Raw genomic sequence first — 25,392 nt, 5'->3', positions numbered from 1 at the left:
ATCTTACAGTTATGAAAAATTTAAGAAAAATCGAAAGAAAAAATCTGAAGGAAGTGCATGGTGCAGGCCCGGTTCCAATAGTTCCATGCAACTGTTTCTGCTTCGTCAATGACGTTAAGCAGTGGAGCCCCTGCAACCGGTACTGCCCCGGCGGGGTAATTCCGGGAGTGGAACCCGGTAATGATCCTAAATGTAATTATACCCTACCATCGTAACGATTATTTTTAGAACATCCTCAATAATCTTCGGTAATGAAGATTATTGAGTTTTTAAGTATATGGAAAAAGACATTTTAGATAATATAGAACTTCGCTCAGAAAGCGTTCAGGATATCCTTACGCAGCCTCCTCATTGGATGATCCGCTGGGGAAATACCATTATTCTTTTAATCCTTGTTCTCATTCTGATGATGAGTTATGTGATCAAGTATCCGGAATTCATTCCTGCTCCTATCGTGGTAACGTCTGAAAACCCGCCCGAAAAACTGGAAGCAAGAACCAATTCTAAAATTGAAAAGATCTTCATTAAAAATCACCAGGAGGTCAAAAAAAATGAAGTCCTGATGGTGATGCAGTCTACAGGAAGCTATAATGATATTTTAGCACTCAAAAAAATAGTGGATTCCATAGATCCCAACCGCTTATCTTCTTTTCCTGTGAATGAAACTTCACATTTTAAATTAGGAGAATTGCAGGGAGATTATAACAGTTTTGCCAAAGCCTTTCAGGATGAAGTCTTATTTACCCGCCTTCAGCCTTATGCCCCGGAAAATCTTGCCGCCAATCAAAGCCTGTCGGAATACAGGGTCAGAATTGCAACTTTAAAACAGCAGAAAAACCTTGAAAAGGCTAAGTACGACCTTACCAGAAAAAGTTATCAGCGTTCTCAGGAATTATACAACCAGGGCGTTATTGCAGCACTGGAACTGGAGAATGAAAAAATAAAGTACATCCAGGCTCAGCAGAACCTGGAAACCATTACCCTTTCCCTTTCTCAGATTGAAGAAGGGATTTCCAATCTTAACAAGACCAAGAGCGGGGCTGCCATCAACACAGAAAAAGATAAAATCAATTACTCTTCCCAGACCTTACAGCTTTTTGAACAGCTCAGGAAATCTTTAAAGCAGTGGGAACAGAATTATCTTGTGGTTTCCAATACAGAGGGCGTAGCAAGCTTTCAGCAGTTTTTCGGTGAAAATCAGTTCATAAAAGCCGGAGATGTCATCTTATCCATCCTTCCCAGAAGCAGGGATAAAATTGTAGGCAGAATGTCTGTTCCGGCTGTAAATTCCGGTAAGATTGTAGCCGGAGAAAAAGTGCTGATCAAACTTGATAATTACCGCTACCAGGAATATGGGATCGTGGAAGGAAAAGTACAGAATATTTCCCTTTCTCCTGATAAAGACGGCAATTATTATGTAGATGTTGTCCTTCCTAAAGGTTTAAAAACCTCTTACCATAAAAACCTTGTTTTTGACAAGGAATTAAGGGGGAACGCAGAAATTGTCACACAGGATTTAAGGCTTCTTGAACGGTTCTTCTTCCAGATGAGAAAGCTTCTGGGATATCAAAGCTGATTTTCTAATTATTGCAGATATACCATACCGGCCGTCTCATTGATGGCCTTTTTTACGTATATGAACGGGATTCAGATAGAATTTACCACATTACTTCATATTCCTTTGACCATGCAGATTTGTATCAGTATTTAAGTTTTCCGTTCTAAAAAAACAGCAGAATGTATTTAAAATAATCTTTAGGAATTATCATAAAATTTTGATGCCCTATTTAATACATAATCCTAAATATCATCTGCATAAAAAAGGCTGTAAGAAAATCTTACAGCCTTTGCTTGTAGCGAAGACGGGAATTGAACCCGTGACCTCAGGGTTATGAATCCTGCGCTCTAACCAACTGAGCTACCTCGCCGTTTTGGTGGTGCAAATATAGAAAATATTTACAAATCACCAAAATTATTTTAACTTAAAATATTCCAAAACATCACCAACATGTTCTGGTTTACTGATTATCTTATTGTTAGCATCTAAAATAAAATAGGTCGGGGTTGCGTGAACATTGTAAGTATCCGCATATGTACTGTTCCATCCGCTCAGTTCAGAATCATTAACCCACGGAAAAGCACTGATCTTTTTAGAATATGAATCTTTATCCGAATCCAGGGACAGACCCACTACCTGAATATTTTTAGCCTTTAAATCATTGTATTTTGCCAGTAACTGAGGAAGCTCAGTTTCACAATGTGAACATGTGGAAGACCAGAATACGATAACTTTCTTATCGGCTTTGATATCATGCAGCGTCTTGGCCGTGGTGTTTACCGCTGACTGGAATTTATAGTTAGGAAAAACAGCCCCCATTTCAACATTGGCATTTGATTTCAGAGTGGTAGCCAGCCTGTCGGTAATCGTGCATTTTAAATTTTTGGCCAGGCTCAGGTATTTATTTTTGAAATCCTGCATGTCATACACATCAAAAATATCAATCAGTTCAGAAAGAACCGTCTGTCCGCGTGGTGTTTCAACTTTCAGTCTTTCTAAAAGCCTGTCTACGGATGCGTTGACATTGGTATTCCCCCCGGTATTGAGATAGGATACCAGGACAGGTCTTAAAAGAGACGATGTTTCCAGCATATCATTCGACTTATCGATGAAATTGATGATCTCCTCCTGATCCACTTTTTTAGAAGCATCATTAGAAAGAAATTTACCGTAATTGGTATTGTAGTAATAGACAAACGGATGCTGTGCCTGATTGATGCCCTGAGCACTGCCGGAAAGCCTTTCTATTTCGGTTTTTAAAGCTTTTCCGAACTCCGTGTTGTCTTTATAATATTCTTTGATCTGTGACAGCGCCGGAAGAATCAATTCTTTCTTCTGTGAGCCTTCCTGAATTCCGTTCATCAGATTATTGGCTTCATCCAGATAAACAATATTTTTAATTTTATTGGTCTGGGTTTCAAGTTTAACACTTATATTTTTATTTTCCGAAATAAAATTGAATGTATTATTGGAGCCCGGGAAATAAACCTTCATCATTCCCATATAATTTTTCGGATACTTGAAAGTCCAGGTATTGCCTTTACTCTGCTCTTTAGAGAAAATAATATCCTTGGAACCGTTTAAAGTATATAAAATTGCATCCTGGTCTTTGAAATCGGCAGGAGCCTGAATAGTCACCGTAAACTGGGCCTGCAATGAAAATACAGCTAAGAAAGCTGATAATGTAAAAATCTTTTTCATATCGTAAAAATAAAAAAACTCCCCGACTAATCAGGGAGTTTGTTATTATTTTAATAAAATTTTATGCTTTTGCCGCTGTATACTTTTTGGTAAAGAATGCAATCATGATAACAGCAGCAATTCCTAAAACGTATACATACATGTCAACCGGCGATGCCAGTGATCCTGTACCTGAACCTCCGGTTCCTCCTCCCGGTGGATTTGGAGTACCCTGTGCATTTAAACACAGAACAGTAAAAAGGAAAAAGACAGTAGCTAGTTTATTAATAGTTTTCATATTCATTATTTTAAAATTTTAGTATTGACAACATCTCCAGTGCTAGAAACAACTTTTACAACATAAGAGTTCTTAATGTTTTTGTCTAATTCAATAACAAAGTCTTTAGATGTTTCTGCATTTTTTTTAGAGATCACCAATTTTCCGCTCATATCATACACTTCAATATCAGCTTTCTTCCAGTTAGGGTCAAACCTAACAATATAATTATCGATAGCCGGGTTGTACACTACCAAAGTTCTTACTGGTGCTTTTGTGTCATTAGTTGCTAAAACAATATTGCTTGGCTCGCCGTAGTATAAATCATACTCTGTGCCGGCTACCGGGATTACCGCTCCCTGTACAGCCTGCTGCAATGTTCCGTTTGCTGCTTTATAATAGAAACCGATTCCTGCAGACAAAGCATGTGCCCCATCAGCAATAGGCTCTGCATCTTCTTTAATTTCAAATTTGTACGATTTAACAACTGCCGGACTGTATGTTACCAGCTTAACATTCTTGCCTTTAAAGTTAACTTCATTAGCTTCGTTGATGTATAACCAGTAATTGGTATTGTTATAATCGTATCCTCCGTTCAGGGATTCTTCAAAAGTTCCGATGGCGTCCCCTCCCGTAGCCGCTGCCTGAACAGTGGTCGCTGATGTAGTCTGATGACCGGTTGTAGAGTTAGGCGTTACTACATAATATGTTCTTCCTATTTCTTTACCTGCCTGATCCAGGGCAATAATTCCAAGCTGTTTTACGGTTCCCGTATTCGTGTTCTTAGCAGCAGTAACCGTATAGTTGGTTGATGCAGCTCTTACTGTATTTGAAAACCTTCTGAGTGTACTGAAGTTCAATGTCTGTGCGGAATTGTCTCTTAATTTAAGGACAAAAGTCTGCATCGGCTGAATTATAAGCCCGGTATCACCGACAGGAACTCCACCTGTAGTAAACGTCTGAATTTGAGCGCCTGTTGTAAATGTTGATCCATTCGCATAGGTCGATATCGTTCCGGTTGTATATTTTACCCCCCAGATATTTGAAATGTTATTTCCATCGGTAACTGCTCCTCCGGCAGTATTCTCTACATATCCGATTCTGGACAGATCCAGATTGGTAAAGAACGGATTTCCGAATTGATAGATGTTCTTACCGTAATCGCCCACGAAATAACCTGTTGTCATGCTTAACTGATCCTGCAGATAAGTATTGTACTTCTCATTGTACTGGTTGATCCCGTTACCGTTTACTCCGAAAGAAACATTCCCTCCATTCTGTAACGGCACTGCTGCTAAATCTTCTGACCGCACAGGATTACCGTTAAGGGTAAATACAGATCCTGTAGTTGTCGGAGCAATAGTAGCCAGCGTTGCAGGCGGAGTGCTTAAGTCAAGATTGTTGTTTTTAGATCCCAGCATATAATAAGCGGGAGCGTTCGGAGTTGTGTTGGCAAGGTTGGTAACATGGTTGGATACCGCATTGGTATTATTCCAGGTTAAGATTTCATTCTGGGTGAACCTTGTTGTACCAAATGTTTTGGCCAGTTCCGTTGATAAAGTACTGTAAGGCTTACCTGCAAACGGAAGGGCAATCTGCTGGAAATAATTTCCGTTACCGTGTCTTCCCGTGCGGTATTCTTTGCTTACAACACCTGTAAGATTGGCTGCCGAAACCCCATTCACATAAAGCTGCCCGTACGTGGATGTCGCAAAACTTCCCGGATTGTTAAGCCTTAATACGATGTTTCCACCATCCGTTTTTGCACCCCCTGCTGTAGTGACTGTCCTGAAAGCAGCAGTAGAAGTTCCTTCTACCATTACGTTCCCATGAACATCTATAATACCGGTACCTCTTGTCTGAAGACCGCCTCCTGCATATAATAGAGTGCCTTCGCTTACATATGTCGTAGCAGTATCATCTATGTGTAATAAAACATCCTGCGCCTGAACAGAATTAATGGCTGCTAATAAGCCAATAGCAAATAAACTTTTTCTCATTGTATATAATTATTTGTGTGTTAATACAATATCTCACCGGCAAAGGTATGCCTTTTTTATGAAAAAACAAAAATTTTTCATTTATTAACAAAAATATTATCTTCAGTTAATATGATCTCTTTTTCTTCTCCTATTGAAAACATATAGTCTTCAAGAACCTTCTCTGTAGTACCTCTCAATCCTCTCGCGCCGAGGCCTTTTTCAAGTGTTTCTTCCACTATTTTTTCAATGGATCCGTCTGTAAAAACAAGATTTGCGCCGTCCATTTTGAAAAGTTCTATAAACTGATTCACAATTGAGTTTTTTGGCTCTGTCATGATCCTTACCATTGTCTCTTTGGTAAGTTTATCAAGATAGGTGATGATCGGGAATCTTCCTAAAAGTTCGGGAATTAAACCGAAAGACCTCAGATCAATTGCATTAAGATTGGTTAATATATATTCGTCTTCGCCGGTCTTATTGATTTTTTCTGAACTGAAGCCGATAGCCTGCTTGTTCATTCTTCTTTCGATGATCTCCTTGATCCCGTCAAAAGCACCACCTGCAATAAACAGGATATTCTGCGTATTTACCTGGATGTATTTCTGGTCCGGGTGTTTTCTCCCACCCTGCGGCGGAACATTCACAATACTTCCCTCGAGTAATTTCAACAGTCCCTGCTGCACCCCTTCCCCGGAAACATCTCTGGTAATACTCGGATTATCGGATTTCCTTGCGATTTTATCGATCTCATCAATAAAGACGATCCCTTTTTCGGCTTTTTCAACATCATAATCCGCTACCATCAGCAGCCTGGACAGGATACTTTCCACATCCTCTCCTACATATCCTGCTTCCGTTAAAATAGTGGCATCAACAATGCAGAACGGAACATTCAGTTCCCTGGCGATGGTCTTGGCCAGCAGGGTTTTCCCCGTACCGGTTTCCCCGATCATGATGATATTGGATTTTTCCAGCTCCACTTCCCGGTTTTCATCCTTCGCATGAAGCAGTCTCTTGTAATGATTGTATACTGCTATCGACAGCTGTTTCTTTGCCTGGTCCTGTCCTATGACATATTGATCCAGAAATACCTTGATTTCTTTAGGCTTTTTAAGTTCGTCCATATTTTCTGCCGGCGCATACCCGGATTCTGAGCCACTGTCTTTTACAATGGCATGAGCCTGCTCAATACAGTTTTCACAAATGAAACCGTTTTGGCCGGAAATCAGCATCTGAACTTCATTTCTTTTTCTTCCGCAGAAAGAACACTGGTTTGAATTCATTTTTTATATATGATATATAAGATATAGATTAAAGAAACCCGTAAATGTCGGTTTACGAGTTTTTGTATTGTTTAGGAATTAATAATGGAGTCCTGAATTTCTTTATATTCTTCATCCGTCAGTTTCAGCCTCTCATTCCTGAAATTCAGCTCTTCAACTTTATTGAGCGGAATTAAATGGATATGCGCATGGGGAACCTCAAGGCCTACCACAGCCACGCCTACCCTTACACAGGGAACCGCATTTTTGATCTTTTTGGCAACCTGCTGAGCAAACGCCCATAGATTTTTGTATGCTTCAGTATCAAGATCAAAAATTAAATCGGTTTCTTTTTTGGGAACCACCAATGTATGCCCTTTTACCAAAGGCATCGCATCTAAAAATGCAATAAAATTTTCATCTTCGGCAATTTTGTAAGAAGGGATTTCACCGTTAATGATCTTCGTAAATATCGTGCTCATTTGTCAGAAATTAGTTGAGATAGGATCAGAATTGAATATCAGGCCTGAAATAAGTGATGATTAAAGGGTTATTTCCAATACTTCGAAAGAAAGTTTATTCCCGTTCGGCAGTGTAATATCAGCCGTTTCGCCGATGACTTTGCCTAAGAGCCCTTTGGCAATGGGTGTATTTACAGAAATTTTCCCTGCTTTAAGATCGCTTTCATTATCAGGAACCAGCGTAAATACCTGCTCCTGATTAGTGGCGTTATTCTTAAGCCTCACCGTGGTCAGGATGGAAACTTTTGAAGTATCTAACTGACTTTCGTCTATAATTTTAGAAGTGGAAATAGCATCTTTCAGCTTGGAAATTCTCATTTCAAGCATCCCCTGAGCCTCTTTTGCCGCATCATATTCTGCGTTTTCAGACAGATCCCCTTTGTCTCTGGCTTCTGCAATCTGCATGGTAATTTTTGGTCTTTCCACAGTCTCCAACTGTTCCAGCTCAGCTTTCATTTTCTCTAACCCCTCCTTTGTAACATAGCTTGCCATAATTTTCAAAATTTAGTTTTAGTATAAAAAAATAATCCGACATTTGCCGGACAATGTTTTCGTTGTTGTAATTGTTTACTTTATACAAATATATAAAAATTTAAATTGAAATGAAAAAAACTTTTTCAATCTTAATGATAATCACGCTATTGATTTTCAGTAATTTAACCATACAATCATGCGGGAGCCGTGAAGATACCGTAAGTTGCTTCCCAAACAACCCGATCAACGTTACATTGAATCTTAACCTCCCTGCTTATTATGCTTTAAACCAGGTAGGCGGCTGGGTATATATCAATGAACAGCAATCCGGTACCAAGGGGCTGATCATTGTAAGATCATCTGACAGCACCTTTAAAGTATATGACAGGAATGCCCCGCACATATGCCCGGACAGCAACACCACCCTTGAAGTCCAGGATAACATCCGGGTAGTCTGCCCGAAAGACAATGCCCAGTGGATCCTGCTTACCGGACAGCCGACTGCCGTAGCCAACGTCCCTCCGAAAACCTATCTTTACAATTATGATCCTGCGGGTAAAGTCCTGAATATTTATTATTAAAAATGAAAGCTGTAATTCAAAGGGTTTCCGAATCCTGTGTAAAAGTAAATGGAAAAACAGAAGGCGAAATCGGTAAAGGACTGATGCTCCTGATCGGGATTGATGAAAATGATGAGAAAACAGATGCCGACTGGCTCGTGCAGAAAATCCTAAACCTGAGGATTTTCGGGGATGAAGACGGGAAGCTCAATCGCTCTGTACAGGATATCCAGGGAGAAATCCTCTGCATCAGCCAGTTTACCCTGATTGCCGATTATAAAAAAGGGAACCGCCCTTCTTTCATTAAAGCGGCAAAGCCGGAAAAAGCCATTCCCCTTTTTGATTATTTTAAAGAAGAAATCGCAAAATCCGGTCTTAAAACCGAAAGCGGGATTTTCGGGGCAGATATGAAGGTATCATTAATTAACGACGGCCCGGTAACCATTGTGATGGATTCCGTGACAAAAGCTTAAATTTACAAACAGATTATATATAACTTTATCAAAAATGAAAAAAACATTCATTACTTTAACCCTGCTCACAGCATTTAATTTATCTTTTGCCCAGAAAACCTATACGGATGATCAGAAGGCATCCTATTATATCGGGCTGGACATCGCTCAGAATATGAAGAAACAGGGATTCCCGGTAGATCCGGACCTTCTGGCACAAGCCATGAAAGATGAATTTGCAGACAAGCCTAAATTGTTCCCGAAAGAGGAAATGGGGACATTCTTACAGGGTTTTATGCAGAAGCAAAATGATAAAAGACAGGCCCAGGAAAAAGTAAAGGCTGACGAAAACAAAAAAGCAGGCGCCGAATTCCTTGCGAAAAACAAACAGAACAAAAAAATTGTTACCACCGCAAGCGGACTGCAGTATGAAGTACTGAAAGAAGGCGACAAAAAAGCCCGGCCTGCAGCGTCAAGTACCGCTACGGTAAGCTATACCGGAAAACTGATGGACGGTACCGTTTTTGACTCTACGGATAAAAACGGAGGCAAGCCGGTTGAGCTTAATCTTTCCGGTGTTATCAAAGGATGGACAGAAGGCATACAGCTGATGAGCAAAGGCGCAAAATACAGATTCTATCTTCCATCCGACCTTGCTTATGGCGATAACGGTGCCGGCAATGTGATTCCTCCGGGAGCAATGCTTATCTTTGATGTGGAACTGGTAGATTTTAAATAATCATTACCTATATCAAACCAAAACGTCTTTCAGAATTTTGAAAGACGTTTTTTTAATAAATAAACTTTTATAAAAATTAATTTGCAGGAATGCTGCTGAAATTAAGGGCAATTCTGATGTTCATATCTGAACTGGTCTGATTTTTAAGCTCATAAACGGTTCTTACGGTAACCCCTGTGCTTTTTACCACCGTGTCCAGAAAACCTGAGTTCTCAATATCCAAGTTCAGGCTTGATGCATCGGTGGAAATATTAGATCTGGAAGCAACCAGCCTTTCCCCGGTTCCGCTTGACGAAATGTATACTTTAATCGATTTGAAAGCATTCAGGCTTCCGCCCGAAGGTGATACTACCGAAACTTTGGCATCTGAAACCCTTACATCTCTGATCTGCGCATTGTTATTGCCGCCAAACCAGGTCTGTACATTAGAGGCCGTGGCAGATGAGGAAACTTCCTTATTGGCAGGAACTCCCGTAGAAACCAACACATTGGCCGTATAGGGAAATGTATTCTGCACCAGTGACTGTACGGTCCCACAGCTTACCAAAGCTGCTGAAACCACTGCCGCCGACAAAAATATATTTTTCATAATGATAAATTTTAAGTTGTATTTGCAGAAATTATACCAAAGAATAAGAATTATTCAACACTGACCGTAAAGCTCCCTTTTGTATTTCCGGAAGCCATATTGCTATTGCCGATAATCAGCCAGACCTCTCCTTTTTCTTTAACATCATAGGTAACCTCTCTTCCGAAAGGCCCGTCATAATCTCCGTTCGGCAATCTGATCTGATTGAACCTGATATTAAAATCCTTTTGATTCGTTGAGATTTTAGCCTTGATACCGGGCTTGCTGAAGCCGGTTATTTTAAGCGTAAATTCCTGTCCGTCTTCAGTAAATTCTTCTCCCAGAGTAACAGGAAGCTGTTCTGCATCTACGGTTCTGGTAATTTTCCCTTCTTTCACGTCCCTCATTACCCCTGTTTTCAGGACTTCCTTGGTTTTCGGGGCATTGTTGATTACAGAATCTTTCATTCTCAATGCAGCAGAATCTGTTCTTGTCGAAGAGGCTGGCTGTTCCGTAGCCACTGACGAATCTTTATCTGAAATTTCAGAAACGGCAGGCTCTTTTTTACATGAAACGATAATCAGCGGGATGAGCAGTAAGGATTTTTTCATAATAATTTTTTGTATAACTGTTTAAATTCCTCTTTCATTATAATTATAACCTACGATAATATTTTCGGTTTTTGGCATTTAAATTTAAACGTATTGATCATAAAGCCCTTCGGCTCCTGAATGTGGGTAAAAGCCAAAACTGTTCCATCCGCAGGATTTTAGTATTAAAAAACATGAGGCTTTTACAGCGATATCAATGAACAGGCCGAACAGATTATTCAGCAGCTCTCACTATATTACAAATTCCGGCAGATATAATACTGCATTGACGAGATTCTTATATAATATTGCATCAGTTTAATGTATGGATTGATAATAGAGGATTTTAGAAAGGAGCTTTTCATTTTGCTGTGGCTTTACTTTGTTCAGAATTTCAGCTTTTAATTTTAAATCTTTTTTTTCTTCGGCATACTTCAGAAGCTGATTTTCATTAAAGTTGATTTCATTTTTATGATATTCCGAAACAAAATTCTGACGTTTCATATTTTCAGCAGTGATAATTCCGCCCCAGTTGATGTAGCTGCAGATGAGAATTGCTGCATAGAAATACCACGCCATGGTATTGAAAAGAAAAGCATTCCTTTTCTTTAGCTGGATCTTGATAAAGGCCGTGATCAAGCCGAGTAAAGAAAGTACCAGAAATACATAAACCCCCAGCCGCTTGTAGGTAAACCCATAGTTGATAATATACTCTGAATTTTTTAGCATGGCAGAAATAATGAGTACGGCGTTCAGAACAATCCAGGATTTGGCCAGGATTTTCATAAGCCCTGCTTTCGGGTCAAAATTAAATCCGGATTTGAAGTAGAACATAATTACTAAAATCGCCATGATGATAGACAGGATTACCGCGTTTACCCTTTCGTGGGTTTCTTCTGAAAGCCGGCCCGGCGTTTTTGCCGTTTCATAAAACTGTTCGTAGTTGTACGTGATGATGAAAAATACGAGCAGGATATTCAGGGTGAAGAAAGAAATGACGCCGCTCATTCTTTCAGCATCCAGATCAAGGAAAGAATATGTCGGTTTCAGGCTTCTGTCCCTTACTTTAAAATCATTATCCAGGATAGGATTGCTTTTGTAGATTAATTTTTCCACGGCATAGTTCCAATAGTTGAAGGCGATGAAAAAGCCCAATACAACCATGCAGATCAGCTGCCAGAAGTTAATATCCATTTCCACATTGGTAAACAGACCTGCAAAATGGTCGCTTCCTGCGGAATAAATCCCGAAGAAGACAGAAACCAGGATAAGGGGAATCAGGAAAAAAGCCATTGTCTTCTGCCAAAGCCCGGAAACATTCCTTTTGGGCAGCCATTCATCAAAACTGAAAAACCGGCACAGTGCTGTAAAAGCGTTAACAATAACTACCGGAAAAAGTAAAAGGATTTTCATCCTTCTGTTCTTGGACCGGTAGCCTAATAATAAAAGGGAACTTACCACCGCCAGTAAGGAAGGGAAATCCCCGTACCATGCAAATGCTGCACTTGACAGAATACTGGTTACGAAAAGGAAAATAAAGGTTTTTGTCCTGTTCCTTTCCGGAGTCCTGATAAAAGTAAGCAGTGCATAGACAGTACCGATAATCCCGAGATTCAGGCCTATATCCTGATTGTAAAATACGATCACGAACAGAGCGGTGGTAAGAAATATATAGTGATGTGTTTTCATGATTTTTTAAATTTATAATTGAATGAATGTAAAAAAATAAAACAATGTGGTATGTAAAACAATGGTGTTCTTCTGCTGTATGAAATCCTTCAGGTGGTCAAAGTTCTGCCACAGCAGCGCTTCAAAATCCCAATTATAAAATGGCCGCATGCGCTGGCCTTTACGGAAAGCTTTTAAATAGGTTCTGAAATACTCAGGGAAGACCATGGTTCCCAAAGCCAGAACTCCCAAAAGATAAGCACTTCGTTTCCCGTTACCGAAAAGCAGATACTGCATGGCAATTTCATCCTGAATATGGGTTCCTAAATCTGTGATCAAATGGTACACATCATGGTTTTCCATTTTAGGGATCATCCGGAAACCGTGGTCATGGTAGAAATCACCCAGTGTTCTTCCAAGAGAATCTTCCCTGAAACTTAACAGTTGCTTTTCATTGAACTGCCACTGTCTTTTTTTCTTTTTAAAATATTTCCTGTATTGTTTCTGTGAATTTTCATACATAAAGATGATGAAGCGGACGCGTAGTTTTTTCATAGTTTAAAGATTTAAAAGCGAGGTTCCGATATAAAAATAGAGGACTGCCACAGGGATGTTGATGCTTATGATCATTGATGCTTTCATGCAGATCTTAAATTGAGATTTATTAATCAGACCGTAAATCACCAAACCTAAGATGACGGAAAGATTAATTACGGTACCGAAAATTAAAAGGAGATAGCCTCCGATTGCGAACTGATCATTTTCAGAAACTATATATCCGAAGAGGCATATATTTCCTAAGATGAATGAAAGCCAAAAGAAAAACTTCCCGACTGACATGATTTGTTTATTGTCCATTATCTGAATTTTAAGCTTGTGTTAAAGTAAAAACTGTAATTTCCGGGCGGACCATGAAGCGCACCTGAATAGAATGTCCTAAAGCACGGTTAATGTAAAGCATCCTTCCGTCCTGCAGGTCAACTTCGCCGGAGATATAATTCCGGTTTTTCACAGGGACAAGCGGCGTAACCACACCCGGAATCCTGCATTGCCCGCCATGGGTATGCCCGCTTAAAATCCAGTCCTGGTAACCGTTCCAGACATCCCGATCGCATGCATCCGGATTATGGCAGAGAATGATATTTGCTTTTGAAGGATCATAATTTTCCATTACTTTTTCAGGGAAAAAGTTGGGCGACCAGAGATCTTCGAAACCGATGAAATTTAATCCGTAGCTTTCTTTCTGATCATTCCTCAGCATTTTAATGCCCGACTCTTCTGCTATTTCACAGATGTTTTCGGCAACATCCGGTTCACTCCAGGCGGCTCCGTAATCATGGTTCCCAAGAATTCCAAAAGTTCCCAATTTACCTAAAACCGCGTGATGCAGCACCTTTTTAAGATCTTCTCTTTCTATGGCATTTCCATGGTTTACAAAATCACCGGTATAGACTACGAAATCAGGGTTGTATTTTTCTGCTTTCTGAAACGAACCGATGAGAAAATTCCAGTCAAATCGGTCTCCCACATGCAGATCTGAAATCTGCATCAGGATTTTTCCCTCCAAATCACCAGGGAGATTTTTAACGGGGAGCTTTTTTTCCACAAACTCCAGCCAGAACGGTTCGATCTGCCATGAATACAGCATAGGAAAGGCACCGATAATGGAAAGCTGCGCCAGTCTTTTTAAGAATGTTTTCCGGTCCATTTGTAATTATTGTTATTTGAAATTTATAATCTGACAGTAATGTTGTCTCATTTCAGCTTCCGGCAACCGGGCTCCCGAAAATCCCCACCGCAAGTTCAATCCATACTGTGGCCAAAACCAGAATTATCATTGCAGAAACCATTAGCTTATACCAAAGGGATTTCTTTGACCCGATGACCAGACTGATAAAAGAAGCAGTGCCGAAGAGCAAGGCTGAGGCAATAATAAAATCAAAAGGTGAACAGCTCCATCCTTTTACAAAAAGATTTCCGAGAATTGCGGCCACTAATAATACAGACGGCACAGCAAAAACGATGGTTGATTTTTCTTTCTCTGATGTCATAATCATAATTTTTATTTTTAAAAGTACTTTGTATTTCAAAGTTAAACAGTAAAAAAATTTACTCTTTTATCTGCCTAATAATTTTTCCAGCATGTCCAGATGTTCGGTAAAAGCTTCTCTCCCTTTTTGTGTCACTCGGTACGAAGTCCTCGGTTTTTTTCCTACAAATTCCTTCTTCACTTCAATATAGTCGGATTTCTCCAATGCATTGCTGTGGCTGGCCAGGTTCCCGTCTGTAATTTCTAGCAGGCTTTTCATTTCAGGAAAATCAACCCAGTCGTTAACCATCAGAACAGACATAATGCCCAGTCTTACACGGCTTTCGAATTCTTTATTGAGTTGATTTATTTTTATCATCATCAGATTATAGTTTGCAGCACTTCTGAAAATAATTTAAGTGCATCTTATTTAAGTTCGTTACTTATATTTCCTATGCATAATCATGCCATACACTATATGCAGGATGCCGAAACCGATCGTCCAGAACAGCAATCCCCAGCCAAGGATGAATAAGGAAATAAATCCCAACACAATCTGGCAGTAACCCAGGTATTTTATGTCCGTCAATGTATATCTTTCCGCACTCACCAAAGCCAATCCGTAAAAAATCAATGTTGCGGGAGCTACAAAAACAAAAAGATGATGATAAAGGAGAGCCAGACAGAATATACCGCCTGAAACCAACGGTACTGCAAAGGTAAACAAAAGACGCCTTGTTGTGGCATCCCAGATCTTCAGCCCTTTCTTTTTACTTTTATTGGCTGTAAAAATATATCCGCTGAAAATGGCTGTAGCCAGAATTACAATACCGGTCCATACAAGTTCTTTGACTAAACCCGGCCCGAAACTGTTCCTTTCCCCATCAAAATAGTCAATTCCTTCTTTCTTAAAAACAAAATACACATAACCGGCACCGATAATGGCTGCCAGACCTGCTACCACTCCGGATAAGCCGCTCAGGGAAATAAATCTCGAGGAGCGCTCCATCATAGAGCGTATGTGTGATAAGTCTTCGTGGTAGTTTTTTGAATCCATATAAAGAACTTTGAATTACAAAGTTAAAATTATATTTTAAATTTCAAAATAATTTCATGAAAAATTTAAGGTTTTCATTTAAAGTGATGTTTATTCTGTAATGCTTACATTAGCAAATAATTTATAACCTGATAATTAAGATTATGAAAAAATTTATACTCCTGCTGTTTTTATTACCTTCAGATCTTTGGGCACAGACTCTTCCTTTTAAAGACACGACATTTAATACCAGCGGAAAGGCACTTCTTTCAGTTTGGAATAATAATTATGCAAATTGCACGGCCGTACAAGCAGATAAAAAAATGCTGATCGGCGGAAGCATTCATAAAAATAATCCTACTACCGTCAACTCTTTTCTGGTTGCCCGATACAATGAAAACGGAACACTGGATACTACTTTTGCCAGCAACGGTCTTCTTTACGATCCGGCAGGCAATTCTTCTGTAATTTATGATATGAAGGTTTTGTCAGACGGGAAAATACTTATTGCCGGCCGTGGAAATGCTTCTGCCCTTATCGGGAGATTACTTCCTGACGGAACATTAGACTTGAGCTTTGGAACTAATGGAACAGCTTTATTGAGCGGAACTTACATACGAGATCTGGAAATTCTGTCAGATGGGAGTATTATTGGATATGGGGATAAAAATTCATCATCTTATCTTGTGAAGATAAATTCTTCAGGACAAATTGATACCACTTTCGGGACAGGCGGGGAAATTTCTGCTAAATTCGGGTATTCATCATTGATAAATAATGCAATGACAAAACAGGCAGATGGAAAGTATATAATTTCCGGAGCTGTGGTAAGTAATGCAAGTTATCCTGAAAACAATCAGCTGTTTCTTGCCCGCTACAATGTAAACGGGAATTTAGATACAACTTTTGGAAGCAATGGTCTGCTCCTGTACAGTGCAACAGCACGAGAGGCACGTGATGTTCTCTTTACAGCTGCCGGGAAGATTTTAGTTTTGGGTGAAAAACCTTATGCATCCACAACCAGCATTGGCCCCAATTCTCTGTTTTATCTGCTGCAATTCAATACAGATGGAACTCTGGATACAGCCTTTAACAGCACGGGAACAGTAGGTTTTGGTTTCAATTATTATTCTTCAGTAAAAACGGATGCCCAAAATAAGATCTATGTCTCCGGATCATATTTTGATTCGACCAATTACTATAATTTCAGAAGAATTATCCGTTTAAACGAAAATGGATCACCGGATACAACATTTGGAACCAATGGCTTTTACAGTTCAAACGATCGTGTATATGCTTCAGAATTCCGATATGGAAATAACAGCATGAACTTCACACCAGATGGTAAATTGGTATCCAGCGGATATGTGAATATACCCTCTTTTTCTATTATCTTAATGCGTCTGATCATTTCTTCCACCAATTTGTCAACTTCCGATTTCACCTCAAATCCTGAAAATATTTCAGTATATCCCAATCCTGCAGAGGATTATTTTATTGTAAAATCCAAAGATACTATTGAATCATTAGAATTGATCAATACTTTGAGACAGTCTCTTACCAAGCAGAATAATGCAACAAAAATCGACGTAAAAAATCTGCCGGCTGGGAATTATTTTCTTAAAGTAAAAACATATAAAGAAGAAAAAACTTTTAAAGTAAGCAAAAAGTAAATTCTGTAAGCAAATAAAAAATTCGTCAAAAATTTTTGACGAATTTTTTTAATCTTGGGTCTCTATTGTTTCGCTCTCAATTTCTCTTTAATTGATTCAATATTTTTCTTTGCAGAATCTTCAAGGATCAGGCTTGCGCTCATGTGGATCCTTGCCGGCATCAGTTCATTGAAATGCTCTGTGCCTTCCCAAGAAACTTTTTTAATCAAAGCCAAAGCCTCACTGCTTCTTGAAGCCAGAGTTTCTAAAAATGTATCCAGCTTTGCATCCATTTCTGCGATATTCTCTGCAACCGAATGATAAATATTATGCTGTTCTGCCCATGCTGCCGATCTGAAATCCGCATCAACAGCCATAGCCGAGAACTGGGACTTCCCGATTTTGCGTTCTACATACGGCCCGATGACAAACGGCCCGATCCCCAGATTGATTTCGGTTAACGCCAGTGCAGCATCTTTGGTGGCAAAGCAGTAATCTGCCCCACAGGCAATCCCAACACCGCCGCCGGTAGTCCGGCCCTGAACCCTGACTACAACGATCTTACCACAGTTTCTCATGGCATTGAGCACTTTTGCAAAGCCTCCGAAAAACTGTTTTGATTTTTCCAGTTCTTCAATTTCCAGCAGTTCATCAAAACTTGCCCCTGCGCAGAAAGCTTTTTCGCCTTCACTCTTTATCATTATTGCTTTTACCTCATCTTTCATGCCTTCATCCATGATTGTCTGTGCCAGCTTTTCAAGAACCGCCCCAGGCAGTGCATTGCTTTTGGGCGTTCCGAAGGTAATTTCGGCAATATGGTTTTTGAGTTCTGATGTTACGGATCCGTTCATTGTCTTTATTATAATTGATTGTTGCAAAAATAGTAAATAGAACGTGTATGCAGGGAATAACTTTAAAATTAAGCATAGATCTTATTTTATTTATAAAAATTAAACTTAAGGGAGCCGGCCGTCCTGATCATTTCATCAGCTTATGCTTTTAGGGGAAGTACAAAAGCAATGGTAATTATCAGATAAGTAACAATATAGGCCTATTCTAAAATAATTAAACACATATAATGGTTAATAAAACGAAAATAATATTAAATTAACAGAAATTAATATACACAATACAGTGATTTATTAATATCTTTACAGCCGATCCGTAGAAATACGTAATCGGTAATTTGGTATTTTCTACGCTACAGCGAAACGGCCGATTGTTGTTACTTTGGCCTGTCAATAGGACAACGATATGTAATATTATGGCGGTATCCGAAAAGCCAATAAGAGAGTAGGAACATTTAAAACTGAAAAATATATTATCATGGACGAAGAATTAATGGGAGTTATCAAGACTTTCGCAGGAAATTTTGCCCCAAGAGGTTACATGTTATGCAACGGAGCTTTATTAAGCATTGCACAATATTCGGCTCTTTTTACAATTTTAGGAACCACATACGGAGGCAACGGACAGACCACATTTGCTTTACCTAATCTGAATGGCCGTTACCCGATCGGGGCAGGGAATTCCACAACAGGAGAGTCTTATGAACTGGGAGAAATGGCGGGAACTCCACAAAATACAATTATAACTCAAAATTTACCAAGCTTCAGCAGCCAGATGAAAGTTTCTTCGTCCAATGCTACAACGGCGGTACCTTCATCTGCGACATCGCTTGCGGTAAGCGGAACACAAGCAGGCAGGGAATTTATAACCGTACCAAGCTTTGTTGATACGGCTCCGGATACAATAATCAATCCGCAATCCGTAATTTTTACAGGTCCTAATCTACCTGTTAACAACATGCCGCCTTATGTTGGAATCAACTACATTATCTGTGTAGAAGGAATATATCCATCCAGACCATAAGTTTTACCAATTCTATTAACAATTAAATTTTTATATTATGGACGAAGAACTACTAGGAACCATTAAAATGTTCGCCGGCAATTTTGCTCCAAAAGGGTATATGCTGTGCAACGGAGCGTTATTAAACATCAACCAGAACACCGCACTTTTTTCTCTGTTAGGAAATGTATATGGCGGTGACGGAAGAATGACATTTGCATTGCCAAATCTAAACGGCCGCGCACCGATTGGTGTCGGACCTTCAAACACCGGAAAAAGTATTAACCTCGGAGAAGCTGCAGGAAGCGCCCAAACAACTATACTAAGCACAAACCTTCCTTCGATGGTGAGCCAGCTTAGAGTTTCACAATCGAACGCAACTACATCAACACCTTCATCTGCTTCTTCTATCGCTGTTTCCGGAACACAGGCAGGGAGAGAATTCACAGCTGTACCCAGCTTTGTAGATACTGCCCCCGACACTGTTATCAATACAGCTTCGGTTACCTTTACAGGTCAGAATCTGCCGATTGACAATATGCCTCCTTATTTAGGACTGAACTATATTATCTGCGTACAAGGCATCTTCCCTTCAAGACCATAATTATACATAAACCTTTAAATTTAAATCATGAAAAGTTCTTTACTTTATTCAATCTGCAGTCTTTTCATCTCGTTTATTTCATTTGGACAGACAAGTACAGAGCAATTTGAAACAGAGTCTAACGGAAGTTCAAGCTTCACGGATAACGGAGTAATCTTCAATATTATCTCAAATGTTAATACATACGATATACAGGCTGCATATCCTGGTACCGGCTGGAACGGGACATCAGTTGATAACAGATATATTGACAATACAGGAAGCGGCAATCAGTCAGCCGGAACTTCATTCAGTATCAAAACCACTTCCAATCTTTTTAAAGTAAACAGATTCTGGATATATGCTGCTGCTGCAAATACTCAGCTGAATGTTACCGGAACACTTACCATTACGGGAAAACTATCTGGTGTTACCAAGTTTACACAAACAAAAACCACAGGTTTTAATACATCCACAGCTGTTACCAATGGATATACCTTAATTGACCTCACCAATCTTAACGGACAAAATTACAGTAATATCGTAATTGACCAGTTGCAGATTACAGCAGGAGGAAATTATCAATACCTGTCATTTGATGCTTTTACCTGGGTAAAAGATACCGGAATTGTATTGTCTGCCAGTGATGTAAAAGTTTCTAAAAAGGAAACGGGTATTTATCCAAATCCTACAAGCGGGCCTATTACTATTAAAGCGGCGGAAAATACCAAGTTTGAAGTATACAGCCAGGCAGGACAGCTGGTGAAAACCATTGAGGCTAAAAAAGGGATCAATGAAGCAGACATTTCAGAACTCCCTAAAGGAATGTATACTGTAAAATCTTCTTCGGAGTCCTACTCGATTATTAAAAAATAGTATATCATATCGATTACCATCAGAGCAATTACTAATAACCAAAAGCTTTTTGATATAATAAACAATCGCGGAAGATTCTAAATACATAAATGTAATAAATTCCCCTGAAAATATTTTCAGGGGAATTTTTACTGTTTTAATGCCAGAATATATTTGTCGATGTAGAGCTGTTTTTCTTTTGACTTGTACTGCTGGATATATCTGGGATGTTCCAAAACCATCATTCTATCAAAAAGAGAGGCTTCCTGATTGAGTTTTGAAATAAAATCTGCATTCTTTTTCCCTAAAATAAATACCTCTGAAGTATCAAGGCCTAGACTGATATGCTTTTTTAAAGCATCGATCATAAAATCCTTTACTTCGTTGAAAAGTTCTTTATCATCATAGTAATTAGCGTTGATCCAATTTCCTTTTGACTTCCTTATAATGGCCAGCGGAAAAGGTGAATTGATGTAAATATCTTTATAAAATTCATCGGGCCCGCCGTATTCAGCGATGATGTCATAGATAAAAACAGATGAAATTTCGTGGGTCCGTGCAGAGGTCATCGCGATTCCGCAGACACTTTCCAGCCGTTTGGTATCGGTAAAAGGCACGCCGGTAACCCCGGCGCCGTGACGGCTCGGGTTAATCCCGACAATAAATTTTCTGCAGTTGAAATCATTATAATATTTCTGATAAAACTTCTGCATAACGTTCATTGTTTCGGGATTGCTGATATAAGGATTTAACACCTGAAAATCACCCGGTAATTTCCCGTCATATTTTAGATTCCGGTTAAATTCAACAACCTTATCAGCAAAAGTTCTCTTCATCTTTTAATCTTTAATAAAAACAAAATTCTCAGGCTGGTCATCATCATTATAATCTTCGTCATCACCCTCTTCGCTTAGTGCCAGTTCAATATCAATAAACTGAATATACAATCCACAGATCCCATCATTTGCATCATATCCAAAATAAACAGGATAAGAACCGTCACCGAAACCGCTGGCAAACATCGGGATCTGGTAATCGGTGTTCGGGACCGTCCAGTTGATCCAGTCGCCTGAATCCCTCTGATTGTCGGGACGATCTTTATAACTTTGCGCAAAAAGTCCGGCAAAATAATCATCATACATATTATCGGCATCCAGTTCAGCTTCAAATTTATCCACATACGGAAGTACTTCTGCATCAGCAATACAGCCTAAGCCCGTATCCACTCCGAAACCGAAAAAATCATCTTCGACCAAATCTTCAATTCCAACCAGGGCTTCCCGGTAGACGATGGGCTTTTCTTTGGTAAACTCCACTTTTACCACTGCATACCTGTCGTCCCAGTCTTCAGACTTTACGACAGCAATTGTTACGGGAAAATTTCCTTTCGGAGTTTCGACGAAATAAGGGGATTGGTTTGCATTCAGAGCAACCAGAGGATCCCTCACCACCACTTTTCCGGAAGGAAGGGAAACATTTCCGATTTCCATGGTTTCCAATTGCTGACCGGCAATTTCACCGGAAGTAAAATAGGTTTCCAAATCAGTTGGACAAACCAAAATATTTTTTACTTCCTCATACTTCTGCATCCAGTTTTCATTCATTTTTTTAATATTTTAAATTGGTTGAATTAAGGATTAAAAATACGCCTTATTTATTCTGCATCAAATTCTTCTTCGCCCTTTAAGCCTTTAATAAAAGTTTCGAAATCTTTTGCCAGAAAAATTTTCCTGTAATCATCTTCCTGATCAACATGCATAACCTCCGGCTCACCGTCTTTCCCACATTTGGAATAATCCAGCAGGATCATATCATGGCCGGCAGAAGGACAGTCTGCAATATAAACTCCGTCTGCAGGATATCCCCACTCATCAATCATGAACCGGCTTCCGAGTTCGCCACACACAGCATAAGTTTTCTCCCGCCCGATTCCCATAATTCCGGTAATGGCTATATGATCATCTGCCCAGGAACTTCTTTCGGTTGTAGGAAAACAGCTTTTCTCTACCAATCCTCCGTTCTGGATTCTCATTAATTCAACATAGGAGGCAGGTAGCTTATAGCTCAGCTCCTGTTCAACAGAAGCAATCATTTCGTCATCCGGAAATTCCTCGATATAATCCCTTTCAGAATAACTGCTTTCATTCCAGAAACCGGTAAAATCGAAATCTTTGAAAAATTGTTGTTCCATACTATTTGTTTATTAAAAAAGGAAGCCTTGTCAAAAGCTTCCTCAAATATCATTATTTATTCTGAATTAAATCAATCCAAACTGTTCAAAATGATGGGTAAAATGTTTTTTGTGCATCAGTTCCCACATTTCTTTGTTTAGTTTTCCGAATACGAAATTCATGTGTTCGGCCTGCGGGTTCTCTTTATAATAAACAGAGAATTTTTTGAGGTTATCCATGAATGACTGTTTTGCAGCATCCAGGTTTTTATGTTTCGGTTCAGGTAATGAACCGTCTGCGTTTAAGAACGGGGCAATAAAATCTTTCGGCATTTTCCTGTAGTTGTACAGAGAATCCTGCCATTTCTCCAATTGCTCTTCCGGTGTGAAACAGATATCTGCTTCCGGCTCTCCCAAGCTTACCAAGACTCCATGTTCAAGATGCTCAATCATCTGCTGAGGTGACATTTTACCCCAATTTGCCTGCGTGCTTTCAGTAAGACCATTCAGTGTTTTCTGAATGTCTTTAAGGTTCAGACTGATAAAAGGAGAATTTTTCGCCACCAACGTTAAAATGGTTGCTACACAAACAATCTCATCTCTCTGATTGATTACCTCAACCAGCCATTTGACCACACCGGAAGGGATATTCCTGCCTTTTACGCCACGGTTGATCTTTTCTTTTGCCGTTAAATAAACCGTGATTGTATCGCCCGCATACACAGGCTTGAAGAAAGAACAGTTTTCCAATCCGTAATTCGCGATAACCGGGCCTTTCTTCCCTGAAACAAACAGTCCGGCCGCTGCGGAAAGAATGAAATAACCATGGGCTACGGTTTTATCGAAAATGGTTCCCGACAAACTTGTTGCATCTGTATGGGCATAGAAATGATCCCAGGAAACATTGGAAAAATTAACGATATCTGCATCAGTAACTGTTCTTCCTGCTGTTTCCAAAGAATCTCCAACTTCAACATCTTCAAAATATTTCTGGAAAGGATGCTTATCTGCATATTTTTTCTCTGCGCCCTGCTGATAGACTTTTGTGATTGCCGTTAAAATATCTGGAGAACCCTGGATTGCTGTTTTTTGTAAAAAGAAATGAAGACCGTTCAGTCCGCCCATTTCTTCACCGCCGCCGGCCCTTCCGGGGCCGCCGTGCATCAAAGTAGGAAGCGGTGAACCGTGGCCTGTACTTTCTTTTGCACTGTCTCTGTTCAACACGAAAATTCTGCCGTGCTGGGAAGCCATTTTCCAGGACGTTTCTGCCACGAATTTTTCATCGTGGGAGATAATGGAACCTACCAGGCTTCCTTTTCCCCTTTTTGCCAATGCTGCCGCTTCTTCCGCATCTCTGTAAGGCATCAATGTAGAAACCGGACCGAATGCTTCGACATCGTGAGAGATGTTTTTAGTGAACGGAGAATCATTCAAGAACAGTTTTGGAGACATGAATGCGCCGTTGTCATAATCTGCATCTACAAGCTCATGCTTTCCGTCATAAATCAGTTCGTTTTCAGTTTTCAGAAGGTCTACTTTTCTTAAAACCTCGTCATACTGCTGTTTTCCAACCAAAGAACCCATTCTTGTTTCTCTGCTTAACGGATTCCCGATTTTTGTCTGATCTAAAGCTTTAGATAAAGCACTCTGAACATCACCGATTAAATTTTCAGGCACAATAATCCTCCTGATTGCGGTACATTTCTGACCTGCTTTCGTCGTCATTTCCGTACGGACTTCCTTGATAAATAGATCAAATTCCGGAGTTCCGGGCTTTGCATCCAATCCAAGAATTGAACAGTTTAAAGAATCTGCTTCCATATTGAACCGGACAGCATTTCCTGAAACTGAAGGTAAAGATTTCAGCTTTTTCCCTGTTGCTGCCGAACCTGTGAACAACACAGAATCGCCATCCTGAACATAATCCAGAATATTTCCCGGATCGCCGCAAACCAGCTGAACCGCACCTTCAGGGAGGATTCCGCTTTCAATCATATCCTGAAAAACGGCATTTGTTACATATGAACCATATGGAGACGGCTTTACAATGCTTGGGACGCCTGCCAACAACGAAGTTGATAATTTTTCCAGCATTCCCCAAACCGGAAAATTATAGGCATTGATCTGCACAGAAACACCTTCACTCGGCGTTAAAATATGCGTTCCCAGGAAAGTTCCGTTAGCAGAAATTTTCTGGGTATCGCCGTCTACCCAAAACGGCGTATTCGGAAGCATCCTTTTTGCCAAGCCTGAGTACGTGAAGAACGTACCGAAGCCTCCCTCAATATCTACCCATGAATCTGTATGCGTTGCCCCTGTTTTATATGATAAATCGTAATACTTTTTCTTTCTTTCCAAAAGATAAAGCGCCACTTTCTTCAGCATTTCCCCACGATCATAGAAGGTCATAGACGAAAGGTTTTTGTACCCTACCGTTCTTCCGTAATCCAGTGCCTGCTCAAAATTCAGGCCTTCCGTATCCGAAACGGCAACCTGCTCGCCGGTTACGGCATTGTATAAAGGGATTCCGCTTCCGTTGCCTTCTATCCATTCGCCGTAGATATAGTTTTTTAGTTTGTTCATATTGTTTTTTACTTTTTCAATTTAATATATTCAATAGTTATTTTAAAGCTTTTCTGATTCCATAGCAGATTAAAAACAGGAGAATGGCAGCATCCAGAATTAAGACGATATCAACAAGGATATCATACACATGTTGTTTTGATTCAAGTTTTGCAATTTTATCCTGGCCTGTAGATTCCAGTAAATAGGCTGTTTCCAAAGACTCAACATAGAAAAAGAATCCTAAGACATTGAATTTAAAACATAAAACCAATACTATAAACCCATATTTCCTAAGAAAATTTTCCAGTTTAATCATGACT

The 25,392-nt window shown here is 39.7% G+C and carries 30 protein-coding genes and 1 tRNA gene; 9 read left to right on the top strand and 22 right to left on the bottom strand.

The genetic code is table 11. The features are described 5' to 3' along the window. The first annotated feature begins 11 nt into the window (after positions 1-11). Together SD427_RS02845 and SD427_RS02840 are read left to right on the top strand one after the other, a co-directional pair. Entirely contained in the window at positions 12-215 is a 204-nt protein-coding gene (locus SD427_RS02845) for a bacteriocin-like protein (RefSeq protein ID WP_320559801.1), read from the top strand. Positions 216-277: 62 nt separating this feature from the next. After that, positions 278-1,576: an HlyD family secretion protein gene (locus SD427_RS02840; RefSeq protein ID WP_320559800.1), complete on the top strand. Its 1,299-nt coding sequence runs from the start codon at positions 278-280 to the stop codon at positions 1,574-1,576. Between the two features lie 278 nt (positions 1,577-1,854). Here SD427_RS02840 and SD427_RS02835 read toward each other — a convergent pair. From SD427_RS02835 to greA, 7 genes are all read right to left on the bottom strand, one after another. Further along, positions 1,855-1,928: transfer RNA gene (locus SD427_RS02835), tRNA-Met, on the bottom strand. Between the two features lie 44 nt (positions 1,929-1,972). Continuing rightward, the gene (locus tag SD427_RS02830) at positions 1,973-3,259 is read right to left on the bottom strand and encodes a TlpA disulfide reductase family protein (RefSeq protein WP_320559799.1); all 1,287 of its coding nucleotides are present in this window, start codon (positions 3,257-3,259) and stop codon (positions 1,973-1,975) included. 61 nt (positions 3,260-3,320) lie between these two features. Next, positions 3,321-3,536 (bottom strand): signal peptidase, encoded by a 216-nt coding sequence (locus SD427_RS02825; protein ID WP_320559798.1) that lies wholly within the window; start codon positions 3,534-3,536, stop codon positions 3,321-3,323. Between the two features lie 5 nt (positions 3,537-3,541). Next, complete coding sequence (locus SD427_RS02820; protein ID WP_320559797.1) at positions 3,542-5,515, bottom strand: T9SS type A sorting domain-containing protein; 1,974 nt, start codon at positions 5,513-5,515, stop codon at positions 3,542-3,544. Between the two features lie 77 nt (positions 5,516-5,592). After that, complete coding sequence (clpX, locus tag SD427_RS02815) at positions 5,593-6,780, bottom strand: ATP-dependent Clp protease ATP-binding subunit ClpX (RefSeq protein ID WP_320559796.1); 1,188 nt, start codon at positions 6,778-6,780, stop codon at positions 5,593-5,595. 71 nt (positions 6,781-6,851) lie between these two features. Continuing rightward, positions 6,852-7,241 carry an HIT family protein gene (locus SD427_RS02810; RefSeq protein WP_320559795.1) on the bottom strand — a complete coding sequence of 130 codons (390 nt, stop codon included), beginning with the start codon at positions 7,239-7,241 and terminating at the stop codon, positions 6,852-6,854. A 60-nt stretch (positions 7,242-7,301) separates the two neighbouring features. Beyond that, positions 7,302-7,772: a transcription elongation factor GreA gene (gene greA, locus SD427_RS02805; RefSeq protein ID WP_056216236.1), complete on the bottom strand. Its 471-nt coding sequence runs from the start codon at positions 7,770-7,772 to the stop codon at positions 7,302-7,304. Between the two features lie 110 nt (positions 7,773-7,882). On the opposite strand from greA, the gene SD427_RS02800 reads away from it, so the two are divergent. From SD427_RS02800 to SD427_RS02790, 3 genes are read left to right on the top strand one after another with little or no spacing between them, the layout of a single operon-like run. Further along, positions 7,883-8,335, top strand: coding sequence for a hypothetical protein (locus SD427_RS02800; RefSeq protein ID WP_320559794.1), 453 nt, complete (start codon positions 7,883-7,885; stop codon positions 8,333-8,335). 2 nt (positions 8,336-8,337) lie between these two features. Further along, positions 8,338-8,787, top strand: a complete 450-nt coding sequence (dtd, locus tag SD427_RS02795; RefSeq protein WP_320559793.1) for a D-aminoacyl-tRNA deacylase — start codon at positions 8,338-8,340, stop codon at positions 8,785-8,787. Between the two features lie 34 nt (positions 8,788-8,821). After that, positions 8,822-9,505, top strand: a complete 684-nt coding sequence (locus SD427_RS02790; RefSeq protein WP_320559792.1) for an FKBP-type peptidyl-prolyl cis-trans isomerase — start codon at positions 8,822-8,824, stop codon at positions 9,503-9,505. Between the two features lie 76 nt (positions 9,506-9,581). Here SD427_RS02790 and SD427_RS02785 read toward each other — a convergent pair whose 3' ends face one another. The 9 genes from SD427_RS02785 to SD427_RS02745 form a co-directional block, all read right to left on the bottom strand. Further along, complete coding sequence (locus SD427_RS02785) at positions 9,582-10,094, bottom strand: hypothetical protein (protein ID WP_320559791.1); 513 nt, start codon at positions 10,092-10,094, stop codon at positions 9,582-9,584. A 50-nt stretch (positions 10,095-10,144) separates the two neighbouring features. Further along, positions 10,145-10,684, bottom strand: a complete 540-nt coding sequence (locus SD427_RS02780) for a hypothetical protein (RefSeq protein WP_320559790.1) — start codon at positions 10,682-10,684, stop codon at positions 10,145-10,147. A gap of 297 nt (positions 10,685-10,981) precedes the next feature. Beyond that, positions 10,982-12,352 carry a DUF4173 domain-containing protein gene (locus SD427_RS02775; RefSeq protein WP_320559789.1) on the bottom strand — a complete coding sequence of 457 codons (1,371 nt, stop codon included), beginning with the start codon at positions 12,350-12,352 and terminating at the stop codon, positions 10,982-10,984. Positions 12,353-12,364: 12 nt separating this feature from the next. Beyond that, positions 12,365-12,886, bottom strand: coding sequence for a Coq4 family protein (locus tag SD427_RS02770; RefSeq protein WP_320559788.1), 522 nt, complete (start codon positions 12,884-12,886; stop codon positions 12,365-12,367). Between the two features lie 3 nt (positions 12,887-12,889). Continuing rightward, the gene (locus SD427_RS02765) at positions 12,890-13,189 is read right to left on the bottom strand and encodes a hypothetical protein (protein ID WP_320559787.1); all 300 of its coding nucleotides are present in this window, start codon (positions 13,187-13,189) and stop codon (positions 12,890-12,892) included. Positions 13,190-13,199: 10 nt separating this feature from the next. Next, on the bottom strand, positions 13,200-14,039 hold the full coding sequence (locus tag SD427_RS02760; protein ID WP_320559786.1) for a metallophosphoesterase: 840 nt from the start codon (positions 14,037-14,039) through the stop codon (positions 13,200-13,202). Between the two features lie 52 nt (positions 14,040-14,091). Next, positions 14,092-14,382, bottom strand: a complete 291-nt coding sequence (locus SD427_RS02755) for a hypothetical protein (protein WP_320559785.1) — start codon at positions 14,380-14,382, stop codon at positions 14,092-14,094. A gap of 66 nt (positions 14,383-14,448) precedes the next feature. After that, a complete protein-coding gene (locus SD427_RS02750; protein WP_320561004.1) occupies positions 14,449-14,739 on the bottom strand; it encodes a transcriptional regulator in 291 nt (96 codons plus the stop codon). 60 nt (positions 14,740-14,799) lie between these two features. Beyond that, a complete protein-coding gene (locus SD427_RS02745) occupies positions 14,800-15,417 on the bottom strand; it encodes a hypothetical protein (protein ID WP_320559784.1) in 618 nt (205 codons plus the stop codon). A 143-nt stretch (positions 15,418-15,560) separates the two neighbouring features. On the opposite strand from SD427_RS02745, the gene SD427_RS02740 reads away from it, so the two are divergent. Further along, a complete protein-coding gene (locus SD427_RS02740; RefSeq protein WP_320559783.1) occupies positions 15,561-17,069 on the top strand; it encodes a T9SS type A sorting domain-containing protein in 1,509 nt (502 codons plus the stop codon). Between the two features lie 62 nt (positions 17,070-17,131). On the opposite strand, the gene SD427_RS02735 is transcribed toward SD427_RS02740, so the two are convergent. Further along, positions 17,132-17,899 (bottom strand): enoyl-CoA hydratase/isomerase family protein, encoded by a 768-nt coding sequence (locus tag SD427_RS02735; protein ID WP_320559782.1) that lies wholly within the window; start codon positions 17,897-17,899, stop codon positions 17,132-17,134. A gap of 475 nt (positions 17,900-18,374) precedes the next feature. Between SD427_RS02735 and SD427_RS02730 the strand changes: the two genes are divergently transcribed. From SD427_RS02730 to SD427_RS02720, 3 genes are read left to right on the top strand one after another with little or no spacing between them, the layout of a single operon-like run. Beyond that, the gene (locus SD427_RS02730) at positions 18,375-18,920 is read left to right on the top strand and encodes a phage tail protein (RefSeq protein WP_320559781.1); all 546 of its coding nucleotides are present in this window, start codon (positions 18,375-18,377) and stop codon (positions 18,918-18,920) included. 37 nt (positions 18,921-18,957) lie between these two features. Further along, positions 18,958-19,503, top strand: coding sequence for a phage tail protein (locus SD427_RS02725; RefSeq protein WP_320559780.1), 546 nt, complete (start codon positions 18,958-18,960; stop codon positions 19,501-19,503). A 27-nt stretch (positions 19,504-19,530) separates the two neighbouring features. Next, complete coding sequence (locus SD427_RS02720) at positions 19,531-20,358, top strand: T9SS type A sorting domain-containing protein (RefSeq protein WP_320559779.1); 828 nt, start codon at positions 19,531-19,533, stop codon at positions 20,356-20,358. A 128-nt stretch (positions 20,359-20,486) separates the two neighbouring features. Here the strand turns inward: SD427_RS02720 and SD427_RS02715 are convergent, their stop codons facing one another. The 5 genes from SD427_RS02715 to SD427_RS02695 form a co-directional block, all read right to left on the bottom strand. Then, positions 20,487-21,173 (bottom strand): SMUG2 DNA glycosylase family protein, encoded by a 687-nt coding sequence (locus tag SD427_RS02715; RefSeq protein ID WP_320559778.1) that lies wholly within the window; start codon positions 21,171-21,173, stop codon positions 20,487-20,489. 3 nt (positions 21,174-21,176) lie between these two features. After that, positions 21,177-21,941 (bottom strand): DUF4241 domain-containing protein, encoded by a 765-nt coding sequence (locus SD427_RS02710; protein ID WP_320559777.1) that lies wholly within the window; start codon positions 21,939-21,941, stop codon positions 21,177-21,179. A 50-nt stretch (positions 21,942-21,991) separates the two neighbouring features. Further along, positions 21,992-22,528, bottom strand: coding sequence for an SMI1/KNR4 family protein (locus SD427_RS02705; RefSeq protein WP_320559776.1), 537 nt, complete (start codon positions 22,526-22,528; stop codon positions 21,992-21,994). A gap of 66 nt (positions 22,529-22,594) precedes the next feature. Continuing rightward, the gene (gene paaZ, locus SD427_RS02700) at positions 22,595-25,090 is read right to left on the bottom strand and encodes a phenylacetic acid degradation bifunctional protein PaaZ (RefSeq protein ID WP_320559775.1); all 2,496 of its coding nucleotides are present in this window, start codon (positions 25,088-25,090) and stop codon (positions 22,595-22,597) included. Between the two features lie 37 nt (positions 25,091-25,127). Continuing rightward, a complete protein-coding gene (locus SD427_RS02695; protein ID WP_320559774.1) occupies positions 25,128-25,388 on the bottom strand; it encodes a hypothetical protein in 261 nt (86 codons plus the stop codon). Positions 25,389-25,392: the final 4 nt, after the last annotated feature.

The organism is Chryseobacterium sp. JJR-5R, assembly GCF_034047335.1.
GTDB lineage: Bacteria > Bacteroidota > Bacteroidia > Flavobacteriales > Weeksellaceae > Chryseobacterium.
Note: the sequence above shows the minus strand (reverse complement) of the source record. Positions and strands in the feature narration are given on the sequence as shown.